This window comes from Variovorax sp. MSC1_012, from assembly GCF_023667525.1.
GTDB lineage: Bacteria > Pseudomonadota > Gammaproteobacteria > Burkholderiales > Burkholderiaceae_C > Variovorax > Variovorax beijingensis_B.
The window spans coordinates 4,958,825-4,979,779 of the sequence record NZ_CM174443.1 but is presented as its reverse complement, the minus strand read 5'-3'; the positions used below and the strand labels follow the sequence as shown (position 1 = coordinate 4,979,779).

Below are 20,955 nucleotides of genomic sequence, written 5' to 3'. Positions count from 1 at the left end.
CCTTGAAGAAATGGCTACCGCAGCTGATACGGGCGAGCGCCCGAAACGGGGTTAGGCCGCCGCCGCAACCATTCGCAACAGTTCGTCGCCTTCGGCCACCTGCTCGCCGGGCGAGAACATCAGTTCTTCCACCGTGCCGTCGGCCGGCGCCGCGATGGTGTGCTCCATCTTCATGGCCTCCATCACCGCGAGCGGCTGGCCGCGGCTGACCTTGTCGCCGGCCTTGACCGCGAACGAGACGACCTTGCCGGGCATCGGCGCCGTGAGCCGGCCGGCTTCGGCATGGGTGTCGCCGGCATGGGCCAGGCGGTCGATGGCGGTGATCTTCGTGGCGCCCTTCGACGCGAACACATGGGCCGTGGCGCCGTCCAGATGCACGTCCACGGTCTGCCGCGTGCCGGCAAACTCGACCTCGAACTCGCCCGTCGGAAACTGGCCCACGACCAGCGGGCCTTGGGCGCCGCCGGCTTCGAGCCACAGGCTGCCGTCGCGCCTGTAGGTCAGCAGGGCCGTCTGCTCGGCGCCGCGGAACTCGAAGTCGAAGTGGCGCCGGTATTCGCCCATCGCGCGCCAGCCGTCGCGCCGCTCGAAAGGATCAGGCACGCCGGTCGGCCGCTCGGTGATCAGCGTGCGCGTGATGGCGGCGGCCGCGGCCAGCGGCAGGCCCAGCGCCTCGCGGTCGAACAGCACGGCGCGCTCGCGCTCGATCAGCGCGGTGTCGAGGTTGGCTTTCGAAAACGATTCGGTCGCGAGGATGCCGCGCAGGAACTGCACGTTGGTCGACACGCCGACGATCTGCACCTGCGCCAGCGCCGCGTCGAGCCGCGCCAGCGCCTCTGCACGCGTGCTGCCGTGCACGATCAGCTTGGCGATCATCGAGTCGTAGAAGGGCGAGATCTCGCCGCCCTCGCGCACGCCGTCGTCGATGCGCACGCGGCTGCGCTGAAACGCGGTGGCCTGGGGCTTGCGGTATACGCGCAGCGTGCCGGTGGCGGGCAGAAAGTTGTTGTCGGGGTTCTCGGCGCAGATGCGCGCCTCGATGGCGTGCCCGTGGATCTGCAGCTCCTGCTGCTTCGCGGGCAACGACTCGCCCGAGGCTACGCGCAATTGCCATTCGACGAGATCGAGGCCCGTGATGGCTTCGGTCACGGGATGCTCCACCTGCAGCCGCGTGTTCATCTCCATGAAGAAGAAATTCATCTCGCCGCCTTCGCGCTGCTCGACGATGAACTCGACCGTGCCGGCACCGACGTAGTTCACCGCGCGCGCCGCGGCCACCGCCGCCTCGCCCATCTGCTTGCGCATCGCCTCGGTCATGCCGGGCGCCGGCGCTTCCTCGAGCACCTTCTGGTGGCGGCGCTGCACCGAGCAGTCGCGCTCGAACAGGTAGACGTAGTTGCCGTGCGTGTCGCCGAACACCTGGATCTCGATGTGGCGCGGGCGCTGCACATACTTCTCGATCAGCACCGCGTCGTCGCCAAAGCTGTTGATCGCCTCGCGCTGGCACGAGGCGAGCGCCGCCGCAAAGTCTTCGGCCCGGTCGACCGCGCGCATGCCCTTGCCGCCGCCGCCCGCGCTGGCCTTGATGAGCACCGGGTAGCCGATGCGGTCGGCCTCGCGCTGCAGCAGCTGCGGGTTCTGGTCGTGGCCGTGATAGCCGGGCACCAGCGGCACACCGGCCTTTTCCATCAGCTGCTTCGACTCGGCCTTGAGGCCCATGGCCTTGATGGCCGAGGGCGGCGGGCCGATGAAGACCAGGTCCGCGTCGGCGCAGGCCTGTGCGAACTCCTCGTTCTCGCTCAGGAAGCCGTAGCCCGGATGCACGGCTTCGGCGCCCGTGGCCTTGGCGGCTTCCAGGATCTTCTCCCAGCGCAGGTAGCTGTCCTTGGGCGCGCTGCCGCCGAGGTGCACCGATTCGTCGCAGGCGCGCACGTGGTTGGCATGCGCGTCGGCGTCGGAGTACACGGCGACCGTGCGGATGGCCATGCGGCGTGCCGTCGCGGCGACGCGGCAGGCGATCTCGCCTCGGTTGGCGATCAGGATCTTCTTAAACATTCGGAGTGTCTCCCGGAGGATTCTTTTTCAGTTGAAACGCAGGCGTGACGCCCGGATCGGGCCGGCCGCTGAAGATGCGGGCCACGCGAGTGAACAGCGCCTTGAGAAAGCGCCAGCTCTTGCGGATGAGCCAGACGCTGAGCACCAGCACCAGGACGAACAGCACCAGGAAGACCAGCGGATGCGCCACCGCGAGCCAGAGCCCGGTTGGCACCATCGTGTCTTCGACCAGCGACGCGCCCACGTTCGAGAACGGTTCGGGCGATGTGTTGATGGCCGCGCGCGTCGTGGCCTTGGCCGCATGCGCGGTGGCCGCGAAGCCGCCGCCCACGAGCGCGGCCACGATGGCCATCGCGCCGTGGTCGGCACCGAACACGCTGGCCGCGAGCGCCGCGCCGGCGGGAATGCGGATGGCCGTGTGCACCACGTCCCACAGCGAATCGAGGCCCGGGATCTTGTCGGCGAAGAACTCGATGAACACCATGAAGCCGCTGGCCGCGATGACGACCGGATGCGCGAGCAGCTGCAAGCCGCTGGGCAGCGGTACCCAGCCGAAGTAGCCGGCCAGCCCCGTCAGCAGCACGACCAGGTACAGCCGCACCCCACTGGCCCAACCGATGGCCGCGGCCAGTGCGAGCAGCTGGGGCATGTCGAGCGCAGTCATCGCCTGGCGCTCAGTGGCCCAGCCAGGACGGCTTGCGCTTCTGCAGGAAGGCCTGCACGCCCTCGCGGCCTTCGTCGCTGGCGCGGATGTCGGCAATGCCTTCGACGGTCTTGACGATCAGCGCGTCGTCGATCTCGCGGCCGTCCACGTCGGCGATCAATTGCTTGCAGGCACGCACCGCGGCGGGGCTGGCACTGGTGAGCGCCTTCAGGAGTTCGTCGACCTTGGCATCGAGCGCATCGGCCGCGACGACTTCATGCACGAAGCCGATGCGGTGCGCCTCGGCGGCCGTGAAGCGCTCGGCCGTGAGAAAGTAGCGCTGCGATGCGCGCGTGCCCATGGCGCGCAGCACATAGGGGCTGATGGTCGCGGGCACGAGGCCGATCTTGACTTCGCTGAGGCAGTACGACGCGGTATCCACGCTCACGGCCATGTCGCAGACCGCGACCAGGCCCATGCCGCCCGCATACACGTCGCCCTGCACCCGCGCGATGGTGGGCTTGGGGCATTCGGCAATGGTGCGCAGCATCGCGGCCAGCTTGCCCGCATCGGCGATGTTCTCGTCGCGCGTGTAGTCGGCCATGCGGCGCATCCAGTTGAGATTCGCGCCCGCGCAGAAGGCCGGGCCGTTGGCGCCGAGCACGATGGCCTTCACCTGTGGCGCGGCGCCGGCTTCGGCGAAGGCCTGCGTGAGCTCGGCGATGACCACGTCGTCGAAGGCATTGCGCGCGTCGGGCTGGTCGAGCCAGATGCGCGCAATAGCGCCTTCGCTTGTTTCGAGTTTCAGTTTGGTGAAGGTCATGTCAGTGATGTTTGTTCGGGGCGTGTGCACAGGCCACCGGGTACTCCCCTCCGCGAATGTCCCCCGCCTTCGGCTCCTCCTTTATTTCGCTGCGGGGAGCACCCGATGCCCTGTGCACAAGAGGCGCGGCTGTTGTGCTGGCCAATCAACGACCGCTCTGCATAACGCTCACGTCGATGGGGTGCCCTGCGCAGCGAAATAAAGGAGGAGGCCGCAGGCCGGGGGACATTCGCGGAGCAGGGCACCCCGTCGGCGGGAGCGCGCCCTGAAGCACGATGACCGCATCGACTCGAATTACGCAGAAGCGGTGCCATGGCTACATCCGGAAGATGCCGAATTTCGGCTCGGGAATGGGCGCGTTGCGCGCAGCAGCAAGACCGAGCGCCAACACCCGCCGCGTGTCCGCCGGATCGATGATCCCGTCGTCCCACAGCCGCGCCGTCGCGTAGTAGGGGTGGCCCTGGTCTTCGTACTGCTGGCGGATCGGCGCCTTGAAGGCCTCTTCCTCTTCCTTGCTCCAGCTGCCGCCCTTCAATTCGATGCCGTCGCGCTTCACCGTGGCCAGCACGCTCGCGGCCTGCTCACCGCCCATCACGCTGATGCGCGCGTTGGGCCACATCCAGAGAAAGCGCGGTGAGTACGCGCGGCCGCACATGCCGTAGTTGCCGGCGCCGAAGCTGCCGCCGATGATGATGGTGAACTTGGGCACGTTGGCCGTGGCCACGGCCGTCACCATCTTGGCGCCGTGGCGCGCGATGCCCTCGTTCTCGTACTTGCGGCCCACCATGAAGCCGGTGATGTTCTGCAGGAACACCAGCGGCGTCTTGCGGTGGCAGCACAGCTCGATGAAGTGCGCGCCCTTCTGGGCCGATTCGGAAAACAGGATGCCGTTGTTGGCGATGATGCCCACCGGCATGCCCTCGATCTCGGCAAAGCCGCAGACCAGCGTGGCGCCGAAGCGGGCCTTGAACTCGTGGAACTCGCTGCCGTCGACGATGCGGGCAATGATCTCGCGCACGTCGAAGGGCTTGCGCGTGTCGGTGGGGATCACGCCGTAGAGCTCTTCGCGCGGGAACGCGGGCTCGCGCACCTCGGCCTTTGCCGGGGCATCGGCCGCCCTGGCGTTGAGGTTGGCCACCGCCGACCGTGCGAGCGCCAGCGCATGCAGGTCGTTCTGCGCCAGGTGGTCGACCACGCCCGAGAGCCGCGTGTGCACGTCGCCGCCGCCCAGGTCTTCGGCCGTGACGACCTCGCCCGTCGCGGCCTTCACGAGCGGCGGGCCGCCCAGGAAAATGGTGCCCTGGTTCTTCACGATGATCGACTCGTCGCTCATCGCCGGCACATAGGCCCCGCCCGCCGTGCACGAGCCCATGACCACGGCGATCTGCGCAATGCCCTGGGCGCTCATGTTGGCCTGGTTGTAGAAGATGCGGCCGAAGTGGTCGCGGTCGGGGAACACCTCGTCCTGGTTCGGCAGGTTGGCGCCGCCCGAGTCGACGAGGTAGATGCAGGGCAGGCGGTTCTGTTCGGCGATCTCCTGCGCGCGCAGGTGCTTCTTGACCGTCATCGGGTAGTAGGTGCCGCCCTTCACGGTCGCATCGTTGCAGACGATCATGCAGTCGACGCCGTTCACGCGGCCAATGCCCGCAATGAGGCCCGCACCGGGCGCGGACTCCGCACCCTTGGCATCGAGGTACATCGCATGCGCGGCCAGCGGCGCGATTTCCAGGAACGGCGTACCCGGATCGAGCAGCTCGGCCACGCGGTCGCGCGGCAGCAGCTTGCCGCGCGCCGTGTGCTTGGCGCGCGCGGCCTCGCCGCCGCCCTGCTCCACTTTCGCGAACTGCTTGTGCAGGTCGTCGACCAGCGCGCGCATGGCTGCGGCATTGGCCTGGAAGTCGGCCGAACGCGCATTCAGTTTGGTTTCGAGTTTGCTCATGCGGTCTTTTCTTGTGTCAGGCCGAGTTGCTCGGCCATCGCTTCGCGGATCTTGAATTTCTGGATCTTGCCGGTCACCGTCATCGGAAACTCGGTGACGAAGCGGATGTACTTCGGCACCTTGTAGTGCGCAATCTGCCCTTTGCAGAAATCGCGGATCTCGTCTTCGGTCGCGGCCTGGCCGGGCTTGACGATGATCCAGGCGCACAACTCCTCGCCGTACTTCCTGTCGGGCAGGCCGACCACCTGCACGTCCTGCACCTTGGGGTGGCGATACAAAAATTCCTCGATCTCGCGCGGATAGATGTTCTCGCCGCCGCGGATCACGAGGTCCTTGATCCGGCCGACGATGTTGACGTAGCCCTCGGCGTCCATGGTGGCCAGGTCGCCGGTGTGCATCCAGTGCTCGGCATCGATCGCCTCGCGGGTCTTCGGCTCGTCCTCCCAGTAGCCGTGCATCACCGAGTAGCCGCGCGTGCAGAACTCGCCGGAGCTGCCGCGCGGAACGATGGCGCCGGTCTCGGGGTCGATGATCTTGATCTCCAGGTGCGGCTGCACCGTGCCCACGGTGGACACGCGCTTGTCGAGTGGCGTGTCGGTGCTGCTCTGGCAGCTCACCGGGCTCGTCTCGGTCATGCCGTAGGCGATGGTGATTTCGCTGAGATGCATTTCATTCACCACGCGCTTCATCACCTCGGTCGGGCACGGCGAGCCGGCCATGATGCCGGTGCGCAGCGTGGACAGGTCGAACTCCTTGAAGCGCGGATGGTCGAGCTCGGCGATGAACATCGTGGGCACGCCGTGCAGGCCGGTGCACTTTTCGGCCTGCACGGTCTCGAGCACGGTGAGCGGATCGAAGCCGTCGTTCGGATACACGATGGCCGAGCCATGCGTGAGGCAGGCCAGGTTGCCGAGCACCATGCCGAAGCAGTGGTAGAGCGGCACCGGAATGCACAGCCTGTCGGCCGGCGTGAGCTTCATGCATTCGCCGATGAAGAAGCCGTTGTTGAGGATGTTGCGGTGCGTGAGCGTCGCTCCCTTCGGGAAGCCCGTGGTGCCGCTCGTGAACTGGATGTTGATCGGGTCGGTGGCCCTGAGCGTTTTCTGCACCTGCGCCACGCGCGAATCGGCCGCGTCGCCGCTCGCGAGCAGTTCGCTGAAGCGCTGCATGCCGGGCTCCTGCACATCGGCCGCGGCCTTGCCGTCGATCCAGAAGGTGTGGCGCAGCTGCGGCAGGCGCTTCGGGCCGAGCTCGCGCAGCATGCCCAGGTAGTCGCTGGTCTTGAACTGCGCCATCGTCACCAGCGCCTTGCATCCGACCTTGTTGAGCGCGTATTCGAGTTCGGAGGTGCGGTAGGCCGGGTTGATGTTGACGAGGATCAGCCCGGCCTTGGCGGTCGCGATCTGCATCAGCACCCAGGGTGCGTTGTTGTGCGACCAGATGCCCACGCGGTCGCCGGGTGCAAGCCCCAGGTTCAGCAGCGCGCTGGCGAGGCGGTTCGATTCGGTCTGCAGTTCACGGTAGGTGAAGCGCTGCCCTTCATGGCGGCTCACCAGCGCCAGCGCATCGGGCTGGCGCGTCACCATTGCATCGAAGAAGTCGCCGATGGTCTGCTCGATCAGCGGAACGCGGGTATCGCCTTGGGCAAAACTCAATCGTGGAGACATGTTGCGTGTTTCCTGTTGCTATTTAGAAATCAGTCCACCGTGGCGCCGGTGTCCTTCACCACGCGCGCCCACTTGGGCAGGTCGGCGCGCACCAGCGCGCCCAACTGGGCCGCGGTGCCCTTGAAGGGCTCGCAGCCCACGGCGGCAAGCTTGTCGGCCACGTCCTTCTGATCCAGCGCGCGAGCCACTTCGGCCTGCAACTGCGCCACGATGGGCGCGGGCGTGCCTGCAGGCGCAAACAACGCATACCACGGCGCTTCGCCAAAGCCCTTGAGCGTTTCACCGATGGTCGGCACATCCGGCAGTGCGGCCACGCGTTTGGCGTTTACCACCCCCAGCACCTTGAGCCTGCCCGCTTTGATGAAGCCCATGACCGAAGGCACACTTTGCACCGACAGCGGCACCTGCCCGCCCACCACGTCGGTCGCCGCCGCCGCCGAGCCCTTGTAGGGCACATGCCGGAGCTGGATGCCTGCCTGTTTTTGCAGCATTTCGCCGATCAGGTGGTTGAGCGTGCCGTTGCCCGCCGAGGCAATGGCGTACTGGCCGGGGTGGGCCTTGGCCTGCGCGATCAGTTCCGCCACGTTGTTGGCGGGAAAGGAGGGGTTGGCCACCAGCACATAGCCCGCCGTGGCGACGGGCGCGACGGGCTCGAAGTCCTTGACCGCATCGAACCCGGGGTTCTTGTAGAGCGCGGGACCGACCACGTGGGCGCTGTCTGCCGTGAGCAGCAGCGTGTAGCCGTCATGCTTGGCGCGCGCCAGCGCCGCCGTGGCCACCGTGCCGCCCGCACCAGGACGGTTGTCCACGATCACGCTCTGGCCCATTTGCTCCGACAGGCGCTGCGCAAGCACGCGCGCAATGGCGTCGTTCGCACCGCCGGCGGTTTGGGGGACGACGAGGGTGATGGGTTTGGATGGGTATTTGTCCTGGGCGAAAGCGGCAGCGCACAACGTGGCGGCCACAGCCAGCGCGGCGTGGCGGCGGGTCAAGGTCATGGGTTGTCTCCTGTTGTCATTCGAAAGTTCGGCCGGCCGCTTTCAGGAAGTCTCGGCGAACAGCTCGCGCCCGATCAGCATGCGTCGGATCTCGCTCGTGCCCGCGCCGATCTCGTACAGCTTGGCATCGCGCCACAGCCGCTCGACCGGAAAGTCCTTCGTGTAGCCCACGCCGCCCAGTGCCTGGATTGCCTCGCCGGCCATCCACGTGGCCTTCTCGGCCGAGTAAAGGATGGCGCCGGCCGCGTCCTTGCGGAAGGTGCGCGCATGGTCGTTGCGGTCGCAGGCCTTGCCCACGGCATACACGTAGGCGCGCGTGGCCTGCCAGGTCGAGTACATGTCCGCCAGCTTGCCCTGCATCAGCTGGAACTCGCCGATGCTCTGGCCGAACTGCTTGCGCTCGTGAATGAAGGGCAGCACCGCGTCCATGCAGGCGGCCATGATGCCCAGCGGCCCGCCCGAAAGCACCGCGCGCTCATAGTCGAGGCCGCTCATCAGCACCTTGGCGCCCATGCCTTCGCCGCCGAGCACGTTCTCTTCGGGCACTTCGCAGTTGTCGAAGAACAGCGGGTAGGTGTTGGAGCCGCGCATGCCGAGCTTGTCGAGCTTGGTGCCGGCCGAGAAGCCCTTGAAGCCCTTTTCGACGATGAAGGCCGTCATGCCGCGCGCGCCCATCTCGGGTTCGGTCTTGGCGTAGATCACGAGCGTGTCGGCATCGCCGCCGTTGGTGATCCACATCTTGCCGCCGTTGAGTACGTAGTAGCCGTTCTTCTTCTCGGCCTTGAGCTTCATGCTCACGACGTCGGAGCCCGCGTTGGGCTCGCTCATGGCCAGCGCCCCCACGTGCTCGCCGCTCACGAGCCTGGGCAGGTATTTCTTCTTCTGCGCCTCACTGCCGTTGCGGTGGATCTGGTTCACGCACAGGTTGGAGTGCGCGCCGTACGAGAGGCCGACCGAGGCCGAGGCGCGCGACACTTCCTCCATGGCCACGATGTGGGCGAGGTAGCCCAGCTCGGTGCCGCCGAACTCTTCCTTCACCGTCATGCCGTGCAGGCCGAGCTCGCCGAGCTTGCGCCACAGGTCGTGCGGGAACAGGTTGTCGCGGTCGATGTCGGCGGCGCGCGGGGCGATCTCGTTCGCGGCAAAGTCCTGGATCGCGCTGCGCAGCGAGTCGATGGTGTCGCCCAGGTCGAAGTTCAGGCCGGGATCGTGCATGTGTGTTGTCTCCTCTGAAGGGTCGGCGCGCAGGCAGGCGTGTCCCACGCGGATGGGCGCTTGGAAGAATGCAGCTTACGCCTCGCCGCGCCGCAATTGGCGCCACAATGGTTGCAAATTGCGCCACGCCAGAACCACCCGACCATGTCGTCCCCGTCCTTCCTCCGACCCGCCCGCGCCGTCACGCCGATGGCCTTCGTGAGAGCCATCGTGCAGGGCTACGAGCGCTATGGCATCGATCCATCCGCGGCGCTGCAAGCGGCACAGATCACGCCGCGCGAGCTGGCCCGTCCGGGCGCGCGGGTGACTGCCGCGCAGTTCGAGGCGCTGTCGGGCCATGCGATGCAGGAGCTGGACGACGAGGCGCTCGGCTGGTTCTCGCGGCGGCTGCCCTGGGGCAGCTACGGCATGCTGTGCCGCGCCTCGCTGACCTCGCCCGACCTGGGTGTGGCCATCAAACGCTGGTGCCGCCATCACCGCCTGCTGACCGAGGACATCACGCTGGCGCTGGAGGTGTCGGGCGGCGTGGCCACGCTGCGTATCGCCGAGCACCGCCCGCTGGACGAGGCATTCCGCGAGGTCTGCCTGGTGACGAGCCTGCGCTTTTTGCACGGGTACGTCTGCTGGGCCATCGATTCGCGCATCTCGCTGCGGGACGCGACCTTTCCCTTTGCAGCGCCGCCGCACCGCGACGCCTATCCGCTGATGTTCACGCCCGACGTGCGCTTCGAAGCGCCCGAGGCGAGCATCAGCTTCGACGAGCGCTACCTCGCGCTGCCGCTGCAGCGCGACGAGCGCGCGCTGCGCACCATGCTCAAGCGGGCGCTGCCGCTCACGGTGCTGCAGTACCGGCGCGACCGCCTGCTGGGACAGCGCGTGCGCGAGCTGCTGCGTTCGCGCGCCGCCGAGGCCACGACGGCGGAGGCGCTGGCCACGCTGCTCAATGTGTCGAGCCGCACGCTGCACCGGCAGCTGCACGAAGAGGGCACGTCACTGCAGACGCTGAAGAACGAAGTGCGCCACGAGATGGCGGTGGAACAGTTGCGCCGCACCAATCGGCCCATCAAGCAGGTGGCGCTGGCGGTGGGCTTTCGCAACGAGAAGAGCTTTTCGCGTGCGTTCCTGCAGTGGACGGGACATGCGCCGCGGGATTTTCGGCTGCGGGGGTTGTAGCGGTTCGGGGCGCTGTTGTTCGGGGCGCGTGCACAGGCCACCGGGTACTGGGCACGCTCGTTGTGTACCGCTGATCAACGACCGCTCTGAATCACGCTCCCGCTGATGGGGTGCCTTGCGCAGCGAAATCAAGGAGGAGGCCGAAGGCCGGGGGACATTCGCGGAGCAATGTACCCCGTCGGCGGGGGCGCGCCCTGAACAAAGGCACCCGAACAAGGCACCAGGGAGCAACTCAGCCCGCCTGCGCAATCAACGCCAGCGCATCGGCGATGGACTGGCTGTCCTCCGGCCGCACCAGCTTCGCGACCTGCTGGCCGTCGCGCATGAACACCAGCGTGGGCCACAGCCGCACGTTGAAGGAGCGGCCCAGCGGACGTCCGCTGCCGTCCTCGACCTTGATGCGCGGGATGTCCGGGTACTTGGCAAAGGCCTCGGCGATGTTCGGCTGTGCGGCCTTGCAGATGCCGCACCAGTTGGTGCCGAACTCGACCACGGCCGGGCCCTTCAGGGCATCGATCTCGGCGCGGTCGGGCTGCTCGGTCTTGTATTCGGAAGTCATGGGATCCGGCTCCTTGTGGACTGGCTTGCTTGATGCGATTGCAGCAGAAACGCTGCGGGCTTGCTCGCGGCAGGGGCTTGGTTTTCGGGCCCGCTTTTTCAGGCCGGCTGCAGGCCGTGCGAAGCGAGCAGCGCGGGCAGTTCCCGCATGTCGCTGAACACCTGCAGCGCGCCGACGCTTCGCAGCGCCTCGGGGCCGCTGTGGCCCGATTCGCCGGTGCTGTAGCCGAACACCGTGGCACCCGCGGCCACGCCGGCCATCGCGCCCGTGACGGTGTCCTCGACCACCGCGCAGCGCTTCGGATCGACGCCCAGCGCCTCGGCGGCGGCAAGGTACACATCGGGGTGCGGCTTGGAGCGCGGCATCTCGTGGCCGCTGAAGATGCGGCCCTCGAAGCACTCGAGCAGGCCGACCTTCGCCAGTTGCAACTCGACCTTGTAGCGATCGGCGCCCGAAGCGCAGGCGATGCGGCCCCGGAGCCGCGCATGGATTTCGCGGATGGCCGCGGGGGCGTGCGCAATGGCCACAAGGTCGCGCTCGAGCGCTTCGTTGCGGCGGGCCCTGAAGGCCTTGAGCCAGTCTTCGGTGATCCTGACGCCGGTCTTCGACTCGATGAGCGCGGCTTCGTCCTTCACGGCCTTGCCGGTGAAGGTGTTCATCGACTCTTCGGTGGTGAGGTGCCAGCCGAGTTCGCCGAGCATCTCGGCGAGCACGCGGTTGGTGATGGGTTCGGAATCGACGAGGACGCCGTCGCAGTCGAAAAGGACGGCGTCGAAGGGGAATGGGGTCATTGCGCTGAGGGGTTCGGGGGAATTCCCCCATGGTAGCAATGACCCCCGGCCGGGCTCAGGAGGCCGGCTGGATCGGGATGTAGATCTCGCCGCCGCCCGCCATGAACTCCCTGGACTTCTGCGCCATTCCTTCGGCCATGGCTTCCGCCTCGGCCACGCCCTTCTTCGCCGCGTACTCGCGCACTTCCTGCGTGATCTTCATCGAGCAGAACTTGGGTCCGCACATCGAGCAGAAATGCGCCACCTTGCTCGAATCCTTGGGCAGGGTCTCGTCGTGGAATTCGCGCGCCGTGTCGGGGTCGAGGCCCAGGTTGAACTGGTCCTGCCAGCGGAATTCGAAGCGCGCCTTGCTGAGCGCATCGTCGCGCGAGCGCGCTCCGGGGTGCCCCTTGGCCACGTCGGCCGCATGCGCGGCGATCTTGTAGGCAATGATTCCCTGCTTGACGTCGTCGCGGTCGGGCAGCCCGAGGTGTTCCTTGGGCGTCACGTAGCAGAGCATCGCGGTGCCGGCCCAGCCGATCATCGCGGCGCCGATGGCGCTCGAGATGTGGTCGTAGCCCGGCGCGATGTCGATGGTCAGCGGGCCCAGCGTGTAGAACGGCGCCTCGTGGCAGTGCTTGAGCTGCTCGTCCATGTTGGCCTGGATCATGTGCATCGGCACGTGGCCCGGCCCTTCGATCATGGTCTGCACATCGTGCTTCCACGCGATCTGCGTGAGCTCGCCGAGCGTGCGCAGTTCGGCGAACTGCGCTTCGTCGTTGGCATCCGCGCCCGAGCCCGGGCGCAGGCCGTCGCCGAGCGAGAAGCTCACGTCGTAGGCCTTCATGATGTCGCAGATGTCCTCGAAGCGCTCGTACAGGAAGCTCTCCTTGTGGTGCGCGATGCACCACTTGGCCATGATCGAGCCGCCGCGCGAGACGATGCCCGTCATGCGGTCGGCCGTCAGGTGGATGAACGGCAGCCGCACGCCGGCGTGGATGGTGAAGTAGTCGATGCCCTGCTCGGCCTGCTCGATCAGCGTGTCGCGGAAGATCTCCCAGGTCAGGTCCTCGGCCACGCCGCCCACCTTCTCGAGCGCCTGGTAGATCGGCACGGTGCCAATGGGCACGGGGCTGTTGCGCACGATCCAGTCGCGCGTGGTGTGGATGTTCTTGCCGGTGGAAAGATCCATCACGTTGTCGGCGCCCCAGCGGATCGCCCACACGAGCTTTTCCACTTCTTCCTCGATGCTCGATGTGACGGCCGAGTTGCCGATGTTGGCGTTGATCTTGACCTTGAAGTTGCGGCCGATGGCCATCGGCTCGACTTCGGGGTGGTTGATGTTGGCCGGAATGATGGCGCGGCCGCGCGCCACTTCGTCGCGCACGAACTCGGGCGTGATGATGCGCGGAATGCTGGCGCCCATCGGGTTGCCGGCCACGCGCTTGGCCCGCTCCTCGTTGGCAAGGTATTCGGCCATCCACTCGCGCTTGCCGTTCTCGCGCAGCGCCACGTATTCCATCTCGGGCGTGACGATGCCGCGACGCGCGTAGTGCATCTGCGTGACATTGGCGCCCGCCTTGGCGCGGCGCGGCGTGCGCTGCAGGGCCGAGGCGCCGGCGCGCAGTTCGGCCAGGCGCTGGGCATCGTGGTCGTGGGCGTGCTTCAGGCCCTCGTCGAGCGCCTGGTGCGAGCGGCCTTCGTAGCTTTCGGTGTCGTTGCGCTCGGCGATCCAGGCGCCGCGCACGCCGGGCAGGCCGCGGCGCACGTCGATCTCGACCTTGGCATCGGTGTAGGGGCCCGAGGTGTCGTAGAGCGACACGGTCTCGCCGTTGGTCAGCAGCACGTCGCGCACCGGCACGTTGAGGTCGGGCCGGCTGCCGGGGATCAGGCACTTGTGCGATGCGGGAAAGGGCTCGCGCGTGAGCGAGAGCAGGGAGGTGAACTTGTCTGGGGCATTCATGCGGGGCACTCCTTGTTGAGGGAAAGGGTGCTCCGCAATCGCTCTGAGGACTTCGGGCCGCCACGGTGGGTGGGTGGCGGGACCGGAGTCGGGGAGTGCAGCTCTTCTTACGCCGGTATGACCCGGATCAAGTTCGCGGGTCGGCACTTTGCCATCTCAGCACGCCACATGCGTGCACCCCGGAGCGGGGACTATTGTGCGGGCCGTGGCCCGGTGCGTCAACCGGGGGTCTGCAGGTCGCCTTCGAGGTAGAACCAGCGGTCGCCCTCACGCACGAAGCGGCTGCGCTCGTGCAGCCGCGTGGCGGCGCCGGTGCTGCTGCGTTGGCGGGCGACGAATTCGACCTCGGCATGGTCGGCGTCGAGCACCGAGCGTGAGCGGATGTCCAGGCCCAGCCACTTCACGCCGGGCTCGAACTCGATCGACGCCGGCCGCGTCGACGCATGCCAGGTGGCGAGCAGGTAGGGGCCCCGTTCCAGCACGAAGGCGGTATAGCGCGAACGCATCAGCGATTCGGCGTCGGGCGCGGGCGTGCCCTCGAAATCCTCGAGGTAGCGGCCGCAGCACAGGGCATAGCCGATGGGCTTGTCTCGGCGGTCCGTGCGGCCGCAGGGGCAAGGTCCGGTGGTGGGATCGGTGGCACTCATGAAGACCGCTATTGGAACACCTCGCGGCCCTCCCTCCGATGGGGCAACCCCGGGGCCGTGCGGGGGACTGCCGGCGACAGGCCGACCGGGGGCATGAATCACGCGGCCTCCTACTGGAACATCACCCACTCGGGCCGCATGTTGAAGCGCACCGGGAGAATGCTCACGCCCAGCCCACTGGTCACGTACATGCGCTGGTCCTTGTGCGCGATCCAGCCATGGGCCCACTCGCGCGGCGCGCGCCCCGGCACCACCGGTGCGCCATAGCCCGGCACGCTGATCTGCCCGCCGTGCGTGTGCGCGGCCACCACCAGCCCCCGGGTGGGCGGCATGGTCGCAAAACTGAAGGGATCGTGCATCATGACCAGCGTGGCGACGCCCTTCGGCACGCCGGCCAGTGCCTTGTCCGGCTGCGAATGGCCGGTCGAGTCGTCGCCGATGCCGACCACCCAGATGTCATGGTCCGGCAGGCGCATCGAAGCATTCTCCAGCACGCGGATGCCCTCTGCGGACAAGGCGCGCGCCGTGCGTTCGCCGTCGTGCCACCAGTCGTGATTGCCGAGCACCGCGTACACGCCCTGCGGCGCCTTCAGGCGGCCGAGCACGGCAGCCATCTCTTCGATCGACAGGTCCTCATCGCCGTCCGAGCCCGCAAGAAAGTCGCCGGGCAGCAGGATCACATCGGGTCGTGCAGCATTGATCTGGTCAACGATGCGTGCAGCGCGCTCCACACTGGTAATGCGCCACGCCGAGCGCGTGCTGAGATGCCAATCGCCCGCCATGGCCACCTTGAGGCCGGCGGGCGCCTGCCATTGCGCCGACCTCAAGGGCTCGACGCGCGCCGCGACCCAGCGCGGCTCGATGGCAACTGTCCAGACGGCCAGCGCCAGCAGCAGGACTGCCGCGGCGATCCGGAGCACCGGCGGCCGGCGGCGCGTGCCGGCGCTCACGCCAGCGCGCGTTGAATGAGCAGTTTCTGGATGTCGGACGTGCCTTCGTAGATCTGGCACACCCGCACGTCGCGATAAATGCGCTCGAGCGGAAAGTCGTTCACGTAGCCGTAGCCGCCCAGCGTCTGGATCGCGGCGCTGCAGACGCGCTCGGCCATCTCGCTTGCGAACAGCTTGGCCATCGCGGCTTCCTTGAGGCATGGGCGGCCGGCATCGCGCAGGCTGGCGGCGTGCCAGATCAGCTGGCGCGCGGCTTCGAGCTGCGTGGCGCATTCGGCCAGCCTGAAACCGACGGCCTGCTGCTCGAAGATCGCCCCGCCGAAGGCCTGGCGCTCCTTGGCATAGGCCAGCGCCACGTCGAAGGCGCTGCGCGCCATGCCCACGCTCTGCGCCGCAATGCCGATGCGGCCGCCCTCGAGCGCGCCCAGCGCGATCTTGTAGCCCTCGCCCTCGGCGCCGATGAGGTTTTCCGCCGGGATGCGGCAGCCGTCGAAATTGATCTGCGCGGTGTCGCTGCTGTGCTGGCCCAGCTTGTCCTCGAGGCGTGCCACGCTGTAGCCCGGCGCGTCGGTGGGCACGATGAAGGCGCTCATGCCGCGCTTGCCGGCGCCCTTGTCGGTCACCGCGATGACGATGGCGACCTGGCCGTTCTTGCCGCTGGTGATGAACTGCTTCACGCCGTCGATCACCCAGCCATCGCCGTCCTTGCGCGCCGTGGTGCGCAGGCTCGATGCGTCGCTGCCGGCCTGCGGTTCGGTGAGGCAGAAGGCGCCGAGCATCCGGCCTTGCGCCAGCGGCTCGAGCCACTGCTTCTTTTGCTGCGCGTTGCCGTAGCGCATGAGGATCGCATTGACCGGGCAGTTGGTCACGCTGATGGCGGTGCTGGTGCCGCCGTCGCCGGCCGCGATCTCCTCGAGCACCAGCGCGAGCGTGAGGTAGTCGAGGCCCGCGCCGCCGTGCTCCTCGGGCACGCAGATGCCGTAGGCACCCAGCGCCGCGAGGCCCTGGTGCGCTTCCTTCGGGAAGCTGTGCTCGCGGTCCCACTGCGGGGCGTTGGGCCAGAGTTCGGCCTGCGAAAAATCGCGCACCGCGTCGCGGATGGCTTCCTGGTCGGCACTGAGCAGCATGGCGTTGTCTCCTGTGTTTTTTCTTGCTTACTTGCCGGAGCCCAGGTCCATGATCAGGCGCGCAGCCATGTACAGGCGCCTTGGAATGGCGCTGATGTCGACGTACTCGGCCTTGTCGCTGTGGTAGCCGAAGCCCGGCAGGCCCAGGCTCTCGATCACGGGCTTGCCCGAGAGCGCCGCGTAGGCCGCGTCGGTACCGCCGCCGGTGCGCTCTTCCACGCCCAGCGTGCCGCCGGCTTCCTTGTAGTAGGCCACGGCCTTTTCGACCAGCTTCCTGCCGCCCTCGCCGGCGTTGAAGGCTGGACGGCCGCGCGTGACCACCACCTTGACATCGGATTCGGGCAGCTTCTTCTGCTGCGCCTTTTCTTCGAGCGTCTTCATGGCGGCCTCGAAGTCCTCGTTCTGCGCGTAGCGCACGTCGGCGTTCAGCGTTGCGCTGGCCGGAATGATGTTCGACACGTTGCCGGCCTTGGCCATGGTCCAGTTGAAGCGCAGGTGCCTGGCCTTGTCGTCGATGCTCATGGTGCGCAGCACCAGGTCGGACGCCTCGACCAGCGCGTTCACGCCCAGGTCGGGTGCGGCGCCCGCATGCGAGGCCTTGCCGGTGATGTTGACCTGCACATAGGCAATGCCCGAAGTGCCGAGCGAAAGCTTCTCGTCACCCGCGCTCGTGGGCTCGAACGAGAGCACGTAGTCGGCTTGTTTCGCCTCTTCCTGGATCAGGTCGCGCGAGCCGAAGGAGCCTTTTTCCTCGTCGGTGTTGAACAGCACGGTGATGGTGCCGTAGTCGCGCACGCCGTAGTCCTTGAGCAGCTTCAGCGTGTGCAGGATGACGGCATTGCCGCCCTTGTCGTCGGCAATGCCGGGGCCGTAGGCCTTGTTGCCTTCGATGCGGAACGGCGCCTTGGCGAGCGTGCCCTTGAGGTACACGGTGTCCATGTGCGACATCAGCAGCAGGTTCTTGCCGCCCCGGCCCTTGAGCTTGCCGACGATGTTGTCGCCCACCACGAGGCCGGCCGACTTGCTGCGCGTGACGGTGAAGCCAAGATTCTTGAGTTCGCCTTCGAGGTAGTTCCCCGCGGCCGCAAGGCCCTCGGCATTGCCCGTGCCGGTTTCGATGTTGACCAGCTGTTCCAGCGTCTTGAGCACCGCGGGCTGCGCATCGGTGGCAGCCTGGAACAGCACGTTGTCGCGCTTTTGCGCCCAACTGGCGGCTGGCGCCAGGAAGGAGGCCGCCAGCAGGGCTGCGAGAACGGTGCGTTGATTGAATGGGCGCATGAAGAATCTCCTGGCGTCTGCAGTATTCGTAGAGAAGAAAACCACGAAGCGCCCCGGCAAGGGGCGCTTGTGGAGGTTGGTTTTTGTTAAAGCAACTCGAGTGCCACGGCGGTGCCTTCGCCGCCGCCGATGCACAGCGTGGCCACGCCGCGCTTCTTGCCACGCGCCTTCAGCGCATGGATCAGCGTGACCATGATGCGCGCGCCGCTGGCGCCGATGGGATGGCCCAGCGCGCAGGCGCCGCCGTTCACGTTGACGATCTCGTGCGACACGTCGAGCTCGTGCATCAGCGCCATCGGCACCACCGCGAAGGCCTCGTTCACTTCCCACAGGTCCACGTCCTTGACGGTCCAGCCGGTCTTCTTGAACAGCTTGGCGACGGCGCCGACCGGCGCTGTGGAGAACCACTCGGGTTGCTGCGCATGCGTGGCATGGCCGACCAGACGCGCGATCGGCCTGGCGCCGATCTTCTTGGCGTGCGACTCGGTCATCATCACCAGCGCCGCGGCGCCATCGTTGATCGACGAGCTCGATGCGGCGGTGATGGTGCCGTTCTCCTTCTTGAACGCGGGCTTGAGCGTGGCGATCTTGTCGAGCTTGACCTTGCCCGGGCCCTCGTCGATGGAAACGACGGTGTCCCCGCCGCGGCCCTTCACGGTGACGGGCGTGATCTCGTCCTTGAACGCGCCGGATTCGGTGGCGGCCTTGGCGCGCTGCACGCTGGCAATGGCGAAAGCGTCCTGCTGCTCGCGCGTGAACTTGTACTTGGCGGCGCAGTCCTCGCCGAAGGTGCCCATCGAGCGGCCCGGCTGGTAGGCGTCTTCCAGGCCGTCGAGCATCATGTGGTCGAAGATGCGGTCGTGGCCCATGCGGTAGCCGCCGCGGCCCTTGAGCATGAGGTAGGGCGCGTTGGTCATGCTTTCCATGCCGCCCGCCACCATCACCTCGTGCGTGCCGGCCAGGAGCAGGTCGTGCGCAAGCATCGCGGCCTTCATGGCCGAGCCGCACATCTTGCTGAGCGTGACGGCGCCCGCGCTGTCGGGCAGGCCGCCTTTGTAGGCCGCCTGGCGCGCCGGCGCCTGGCCCTGGCCGGCCATGAGGCAGTTGCCGAACAGCACCTCGCCCACGCTGTCGGGCGCAATGCCGGCGCGCTCGACGGCGGCCTTGATGGCGGCGCCGCCGAGGTCGTGCGCGGCAAGGGAAGAGAAGTCGCCCTGGAAGCTCCCCATGGGGGTGCGGGCGGCGCCGACGATGACGATGGATTCAGGCATGGTGGTCTCCTTCGGAAAGTTGAAAGAAAGCGGTCGTCGCGGACCGGGGCTCAATCAGAAATGGGTCGCATGGCCCTCATGCGGGAAGCGCTGCGACTCTTCGTACGGGAACACATCGAGCATCTGGCCGGCCCGGATGCGTTCCTTGTGGTGCTGCCAGAAGGCAGCGTCGAGCAGGTCGGCATGGTGCGCCATGAAGGCTTCGCGCACCGCGTCGTTGCCGAGCAGGAAGGGCCCGAAGGTCTCGGGAAACACGTCCTTCGGGCCCACCGAATACCAGACCTCGCCGCTCATCTCGTCTTCCTCGTTGCGCGCCGCGGGCACCTTGCGGAACTGGCAGTCGGTGATGTATTCGATCTCGTCGTAGTCGTAGAAGACCACCTTGCCGCCGCGCGTGACGCCGAAGTTCTTCCACAGCATGTCGCCCGGGAAGATGTTGGCCGCCACCATGTCCTTGATGGCGTTGCCGTACTCGACCACCGCATGCTCGAGCTGCTCCTTCGCGCGCTTGGCATGCGCCGGGCTTTCGGGGTTGGCCAGCGTGTCGAAGGCCTCCTGCAGGAAGATGTTGAGCGGGATCATGCGGCGCTCGATGTAGACGTGCTTGAGCACGAGCTCCATCTCCCCGTTGCCGTCGCGGTCGCCGATCTCGAGCTGGCTGGGCGCGAACTTCCTGATCTCCTCGATCAGCTCGGGCTCGAAGCGGTCGAGCGGAAAACCCACGTCGCTGTACTCCAGCGTATCGGCCATGCGGCCCACGCGGTCGTGCTGCTTCACGAGCATGTACTTGCCCTTGATCTGCTCGCGCGTGGTGTCCTTCTGCGGCGGATAGAAGTCCTTGATGACCTTGAACACGAAAGGAAACGAGGGCAGGTCGAACACCAGCATGACCATGCCCTTGATGCCGGGCGCAATGCGGAAGCGGTCGCTCGAGTAGTTCAGGTGCGAGAGGAAGTCGCGGTAGAACAGCGTCTTGCCCTGCTTGGCCAGGCCCAGTGCGTTGTAGATTTCGGCGCGCGGCTTGCGCGGCATGAGCGAGCGCAGGAACTGCACACAGGCCGAGGGCACTTCCATGTCGACCATGAAGTAGGCGCGCGCAAAGCTGAAGAGCATCTGCAGGTCGTCCTCGCCGAAGAGCGCCGCGTCCACATAGAACTTGCCATGGCTGTCGTGCAGGATCGGCAACGAGAACGGGAGTTCGACGAAGCCGTTCATGATCTTGCCGACCACGTAGGCGCCCTTGTTGCGATAGAACAGCCCCGAGAGCACCTGCAGCTGGAAGTTGGCGCGCAGCTTCACCTGGTGGAAGCGCCCCATGATGGCGTGGGCCACGCGCTCGGCATCGCGCCGCTTGTTGGCAAAGCTGCCCTGCAGGCCGTAGTCGTCCAGCATCTGCTCGATGGTGTCGGCCAGCGTGTCGTGCGAGGGGTAGTAGGGCCTGTACGTGGGCGCGCCGCGCGGCTCGATGTACTCGGTGCTGATGGCCGGGCGAACGAAGATGAAGTCGTTCTGGAAGTAGGCCCGATGCAGGATCTTCGTGGTCACCGAATTGAAGAAGCTCTCGGCCAGCTCGGGCTGGTGGTGGTCCACCAGCAGGCCGATGAAGTGCAGCTTGACCTGGTGCCACACTTCCATCGGCTGGTCGCCGGCCTTGAATTCCTTTTCGAGCCGGGCCACGGCCTCGTTCACGCGCATGTCGTAGAACTCGATGCGCTCGCGCTGCGCGCGCTGCTGGCCGTGCCAGTCGGCCGTTTCGAAGCGGTGCTTGGCGCGCGCCGATTCGGCGCGAAACAGCGTGTAGTGGCGATTGAACCCGTCGATCATCGCCTTGGCGATGTCGTAGGCCAGCGGTGAATCGAGACGCTGCGGGAACATCG

17 protein-coding genes and 1 riboswitch are annotated in these 20,955 nt (G+C 67.0%); of the genes, 1 reads left to right on the top strand and 16 read right to left on the bottom strand.

All coding sequences use genetic code 11. The features are described from left to right. Positions 1-51: 51 nt before the first annotated feature. From L1081_RS23430 to L1081_RS23400, 7 genes are all read right to left on the bottom strand, one after another. The gene (locus tag L1081_RS23430; RefSeq protein WP_489414286.1) at positions 52-2,055 is read right to left on the bottom strand and encodes an acetyl-CoA carboxylase biotin carboxylase subunit; all 2,004 of its coding nucleotides are present in this window, start codon (positions 2,053-2,055) and stop codon (positions 52-54) included. Next, positions 2,048-2,719 carry a DUF4126 family protein gene (locus L1081_RS23425; protein WP_489414285.1) on the bottom strand — a complete coding sequence of 224 codons (672 nt, stop codon included), beginning with the start codon at positions 2,717-2,719 and terminating at the stop codon, positions 2,048-2,050. Before L1081_RS23425 ends, L1081_RS23430 begins: the two co-directional genes overlap by 8 nt. A gap of 10 nt (positions 2,720-2,729) precedes the next feature. Then, on the bottom strand, positions 2,730-3,521 hold the full coding sequence (locus tag L1081_RS23420; protein WP_489414284.1) for an enoyl-CoA hydratase-related protein: 792 nt from the start codon (positions 3,519-3,521) through the stop codon (positions 2,730-2,732). Positions 3,522-3,837: 316 nt separating this feature from the next. Further along, positions 3,838-5,460, bottom strand: coding sequence for a carboxyl transferase domain-containing protein (locus L1081_RS23415; RefSeq protein ID WP_489414283.1), 1,623 nt, complete (start codon positions 5,458-5,460; stop codon positions 3,838-3,840). Next, entirely contained in the window at positions 5,457-7,127 is a 1,671-nt protein-coding gene (locus tag L1081_RS23410) for a fatty acid CoA ligase family protein (protein WP_489414282.1), read from the bottom strand. The genes L1081_RS23415 and L1081_RS23410 overlap by 4 nt, the downstream gene beginning before the upstream one ends. A 29-nt stretch (positions 7,128-7,156) precedes the next feature. Continuing rightward, positions 7,157-8,125, bottom strand: coding sequence for a tripartite tricarboxylate transporter substrate-binding protein (locus tag L1081_RS23405; RefSeq protein WP_489414281.1), 969 nt, complete (start codon positions 8,123-8,125; stop codon positions 7,157-7,159). Positions 8,126-8,167: 42 nt separating this feature from the next. Then, positions 8,168-9,340, bottom strand: a complete 1,173-nt coding sequence (locus L1081_RS23400) for an isovaleryl-CoA dehydrogenase (protein ID WP_489414280.1) — start codon at positions 9,338-9,340, stop codon at positions 8,168-8,170. Positions 9,341-9,484: 144 nt separating this feature from the next. On the opposite strand from L1081_RS23400, the gene L1081_RS23395 reads away from it, so the two are divergent. After that, positions 9,485-10,513, top strand: a complete 1,029-nt coding sequence (locus L1081_RS23395) for an AraC family transcriptional regulator ligand-binding domain-containing protein (protein ID WP_489414279.1) — start codon at positions 9,485-9,487, stop codon at positions 10,511-10,513. A gap of 232 nt (positions 10,514-10,745) precedes the next feature. On the opposite strand, the gene L1081_RS23390 is transcribed toward L1081_RS23395, so the two are convergent. The 9 genes from L1081_RS23390 to aceK form a co-directional block, all read right to left on the bottom strand. After that, a complete protein-coding gene (locus tag L1081_RS23390) occupies positions 10,746-11,072 on the bottom strand; it encodes a thioredoxin domain-containing protein (protein ID WP_489414278.1) in 327 nt (108 codons plus the stop codon). 98 nt (positions 11,073-11,170) lie between these two features. Then, entirely contained in the window at positions 11,171-11,863 is a 693-nt protein-coding gene (locus L1081_RS23385; RefSeq protein WP_489414277.1) for an HAD-IA family hydrolase, read from the bottom strand. Positions 11,864-11,918: 55 nt separating this feature from the next. Continuing rightward, on the bottom strand, positions 11,919-13,805 hold the full coding sequence (gene thiC / locus L1081_RS23380) for a phosphomethylpyrimidine synthase ThiC (protein ID WP_145739935.1): 1,887 nt from the start codon (positions 13,803-13,805) through the stop codon (positions 11,919-11,921). Between the two features lie 87 nt (positions 13,806-13,892). Next, positions 13,893-13,997: riboswitch (TPP riboswitch) on the bottom strand. A gap of 26 nt (positions 13,998-14,023) precedes the next feature. Further along, the gene (locus L1081_RS23375; protein ID WP_047786577.1) at positions 14,024-14,452 is read right to left on the bottom strand and encodes a YchJ family protein; all 429 of its coding nucleotides are present in this window, start codon (positions 14,450-14,452) and stop codon (positions 14,024-14,026) included. Between the two features lie 110 nt (positions 14,453-14,562). Beyond that, complete coding sequence (locus L1081_RS23370; protein ID WP_489414276.1) at positions 14,563-15,402, bottom strand: metallophosphoesterase; 840 nt, start codon at positions 15,400-15,402, stop codon at positions 14,563-14,565. Then, on the bottom strand, positions 15,399-16,529 hold the full coding sequence (locus L1081_RS23365) for an acyl-CoA dehydrogenase family protein (RefSeq protein ID WP_145739930.1): 1,131 nt from the start codon (positions 16,527-16,529) through the stop codon (positions 15,399-15,401). The genes L1081_RS23370 and L1081_RS23365 overlap by 4 nt, the downstream gene beginning before the upstream one ends. Before the next feature lie 27 nt (positions 16,530-16,556). Continuing rightward, positions 16,557-17,807 carry a glutamate carboxypeptidase gene (locus L1081_RS23360; RefSeq protein ID WP_489414275.1) on the bottom strand — a complete coding sequence of 417 codons (1,251 nt, stop codon included), beginning with the start codon at positions 17,805-17,807 and terminating at the stop codon, positions 16,557-16,559. An 86-nt stretch (positions 17,808-17,893) separates the two neighbouring features. Continuing rightward, complete coding sequence (locus L1081_RS23355; protein ID WP_489414274.1) at positions 17,894-19,078, bottom strand: acetyl-CoA C-acyltransferase; 1,185 nt, start codon at positions 19,076-19,078, stop codon at positions 17,894-17,896. A 54-nt stretch (positions 19,079-19,132) separates the two neighbouring features. After that, positions 19,133-20,953, bottom strand: coding sequence for a bifunctional isocitrate dehydrogenase kinase/phosphatase (gene aceK / locus L1081_RS23350; RefSeq protein WP_319427835.1), 1,821 nt, complete (start codon positions 20,951-20,953; stop codon positions 19,133-19,135). Between the last annotated feature and the right edge of the window lie 2 nt (positions 20,954-20,955).

Excerpts from the sequence above, each read along its gene's own strand:
- aceK (WP_319427835.1), bottom strand. The coding sequence starts at position 20,953 with ATGTTCCCGCAGCGTCTCGATTCACCGCTGGCCTACGACATCGCCAAG.
- L1081_RS23385 (WP_489414277.1), bottom strand. The coding sequence starts at position 11,863 with ATGACCCCATTCCCCTTCGACGCCGTCCTTTTCGACTGCGACGGCGTC.
- L1081_RS23405 (WP_489414281.1), bottom strand. The coding sequence starts at position 8,125 with ATGACCTTGACCCGCCGCCACGCCGCGCTGGCTGTGGCCGCCACGTTG.
- L1081_RS23360 (WP_489414275.1), bottom strand. The coding sequence starts at position 17,807 with ATGCGCCCATTCAATCAACGCACCGTTCTCGCAGCCCTGCTGGCGGCC.
- L1081_RS23415 (WP_489414283.1), bottom strand. The coding sequence starts at position 5,460 with ATGAGCAAACTCGAAACCAAACTGAATGCGCGTTCGGCCGACTTCCAG.
- L1081_RS23395 (WP_489414279.1), top strand. The coding sequence starts at position 9,485 with ATGTCGTCCCCGTCCTTCCTCCGACCCGCCCGCGCCGTCACGCCGATG.
- L1081_RS23400 (WP_489414280.1), bottom strand. The coding sequence starts at position 9,340 with ATGCACGATCCCGGCCTGAACTTCGACCTGGGCGACACCATCGACTCG.
- L1081_RS23425 (WP_489414285.1), bottom strand. The coding sequence starts at position 2,719 with ATGACTGCGCTCGACATGCCCCAGCTGCTCGCACTGGCCGCGGCCATC.
- thiC (WP_145739935.1), bottom strand. The coding sequence starts at position 13,805 with ATGAATGCCCCAGACAAGTTCACCTCCCTGCTCTCGCTCACGCGCGAG.
- L1081_RS23410 (WP_489414282.1), bottom strand. The coding sequence starts at position 7,127 with ATGTCTCCACGATTGAGTTTTGCCCAAGGCGATACCCGCGTTCCGCTG.
- L1081_RS23430 (WP_489414286.1), bottom strand. The coding sequence starts at position 2,055 with ATGTTTAAGAAGATCCTGATCGCCAACCGAGGCGAGATCGCCTGCCGC.
- L1081_RS23355 (WP_489414274.1), bottom strand. The coding sequence starts at position 19,078 with ATGCCTGAATCCATCGTCATCGTCGGCGCCGCCCGCACCCCCATGGGG.
- L1081_RS23365 (WP_145739930.1), bottom strand. The coding sequence starts at position 16,529 with ATGCTGCTCAGTGCCGACCAGGAAGCCATCCGCGACGCGGTGCGCGAT.
- L1081_RS23375 (WP_047786577.1), bottom strand. The coding sequence starts at position 14,452 with ATGAGTGCCACCGATCCCACCACCGGACCTTGCCCCTGCGGCCGCACG.
- L1081_RS23420 (WP_489414284.1), bottom strand. The coding sequence starts at position 3,521 with ATGACCTTCACCAAACTGAAACTCGAAACAAGCGAAGGCGCTATTGCG.
- L1081_RS23390 (WP_489414278.1), bottom strand. The coding sequence starts at position 11,072 with ATGACTTCCGAATACAAGACCGAGCAGCCCGACCGCGCCGAGATCGAT.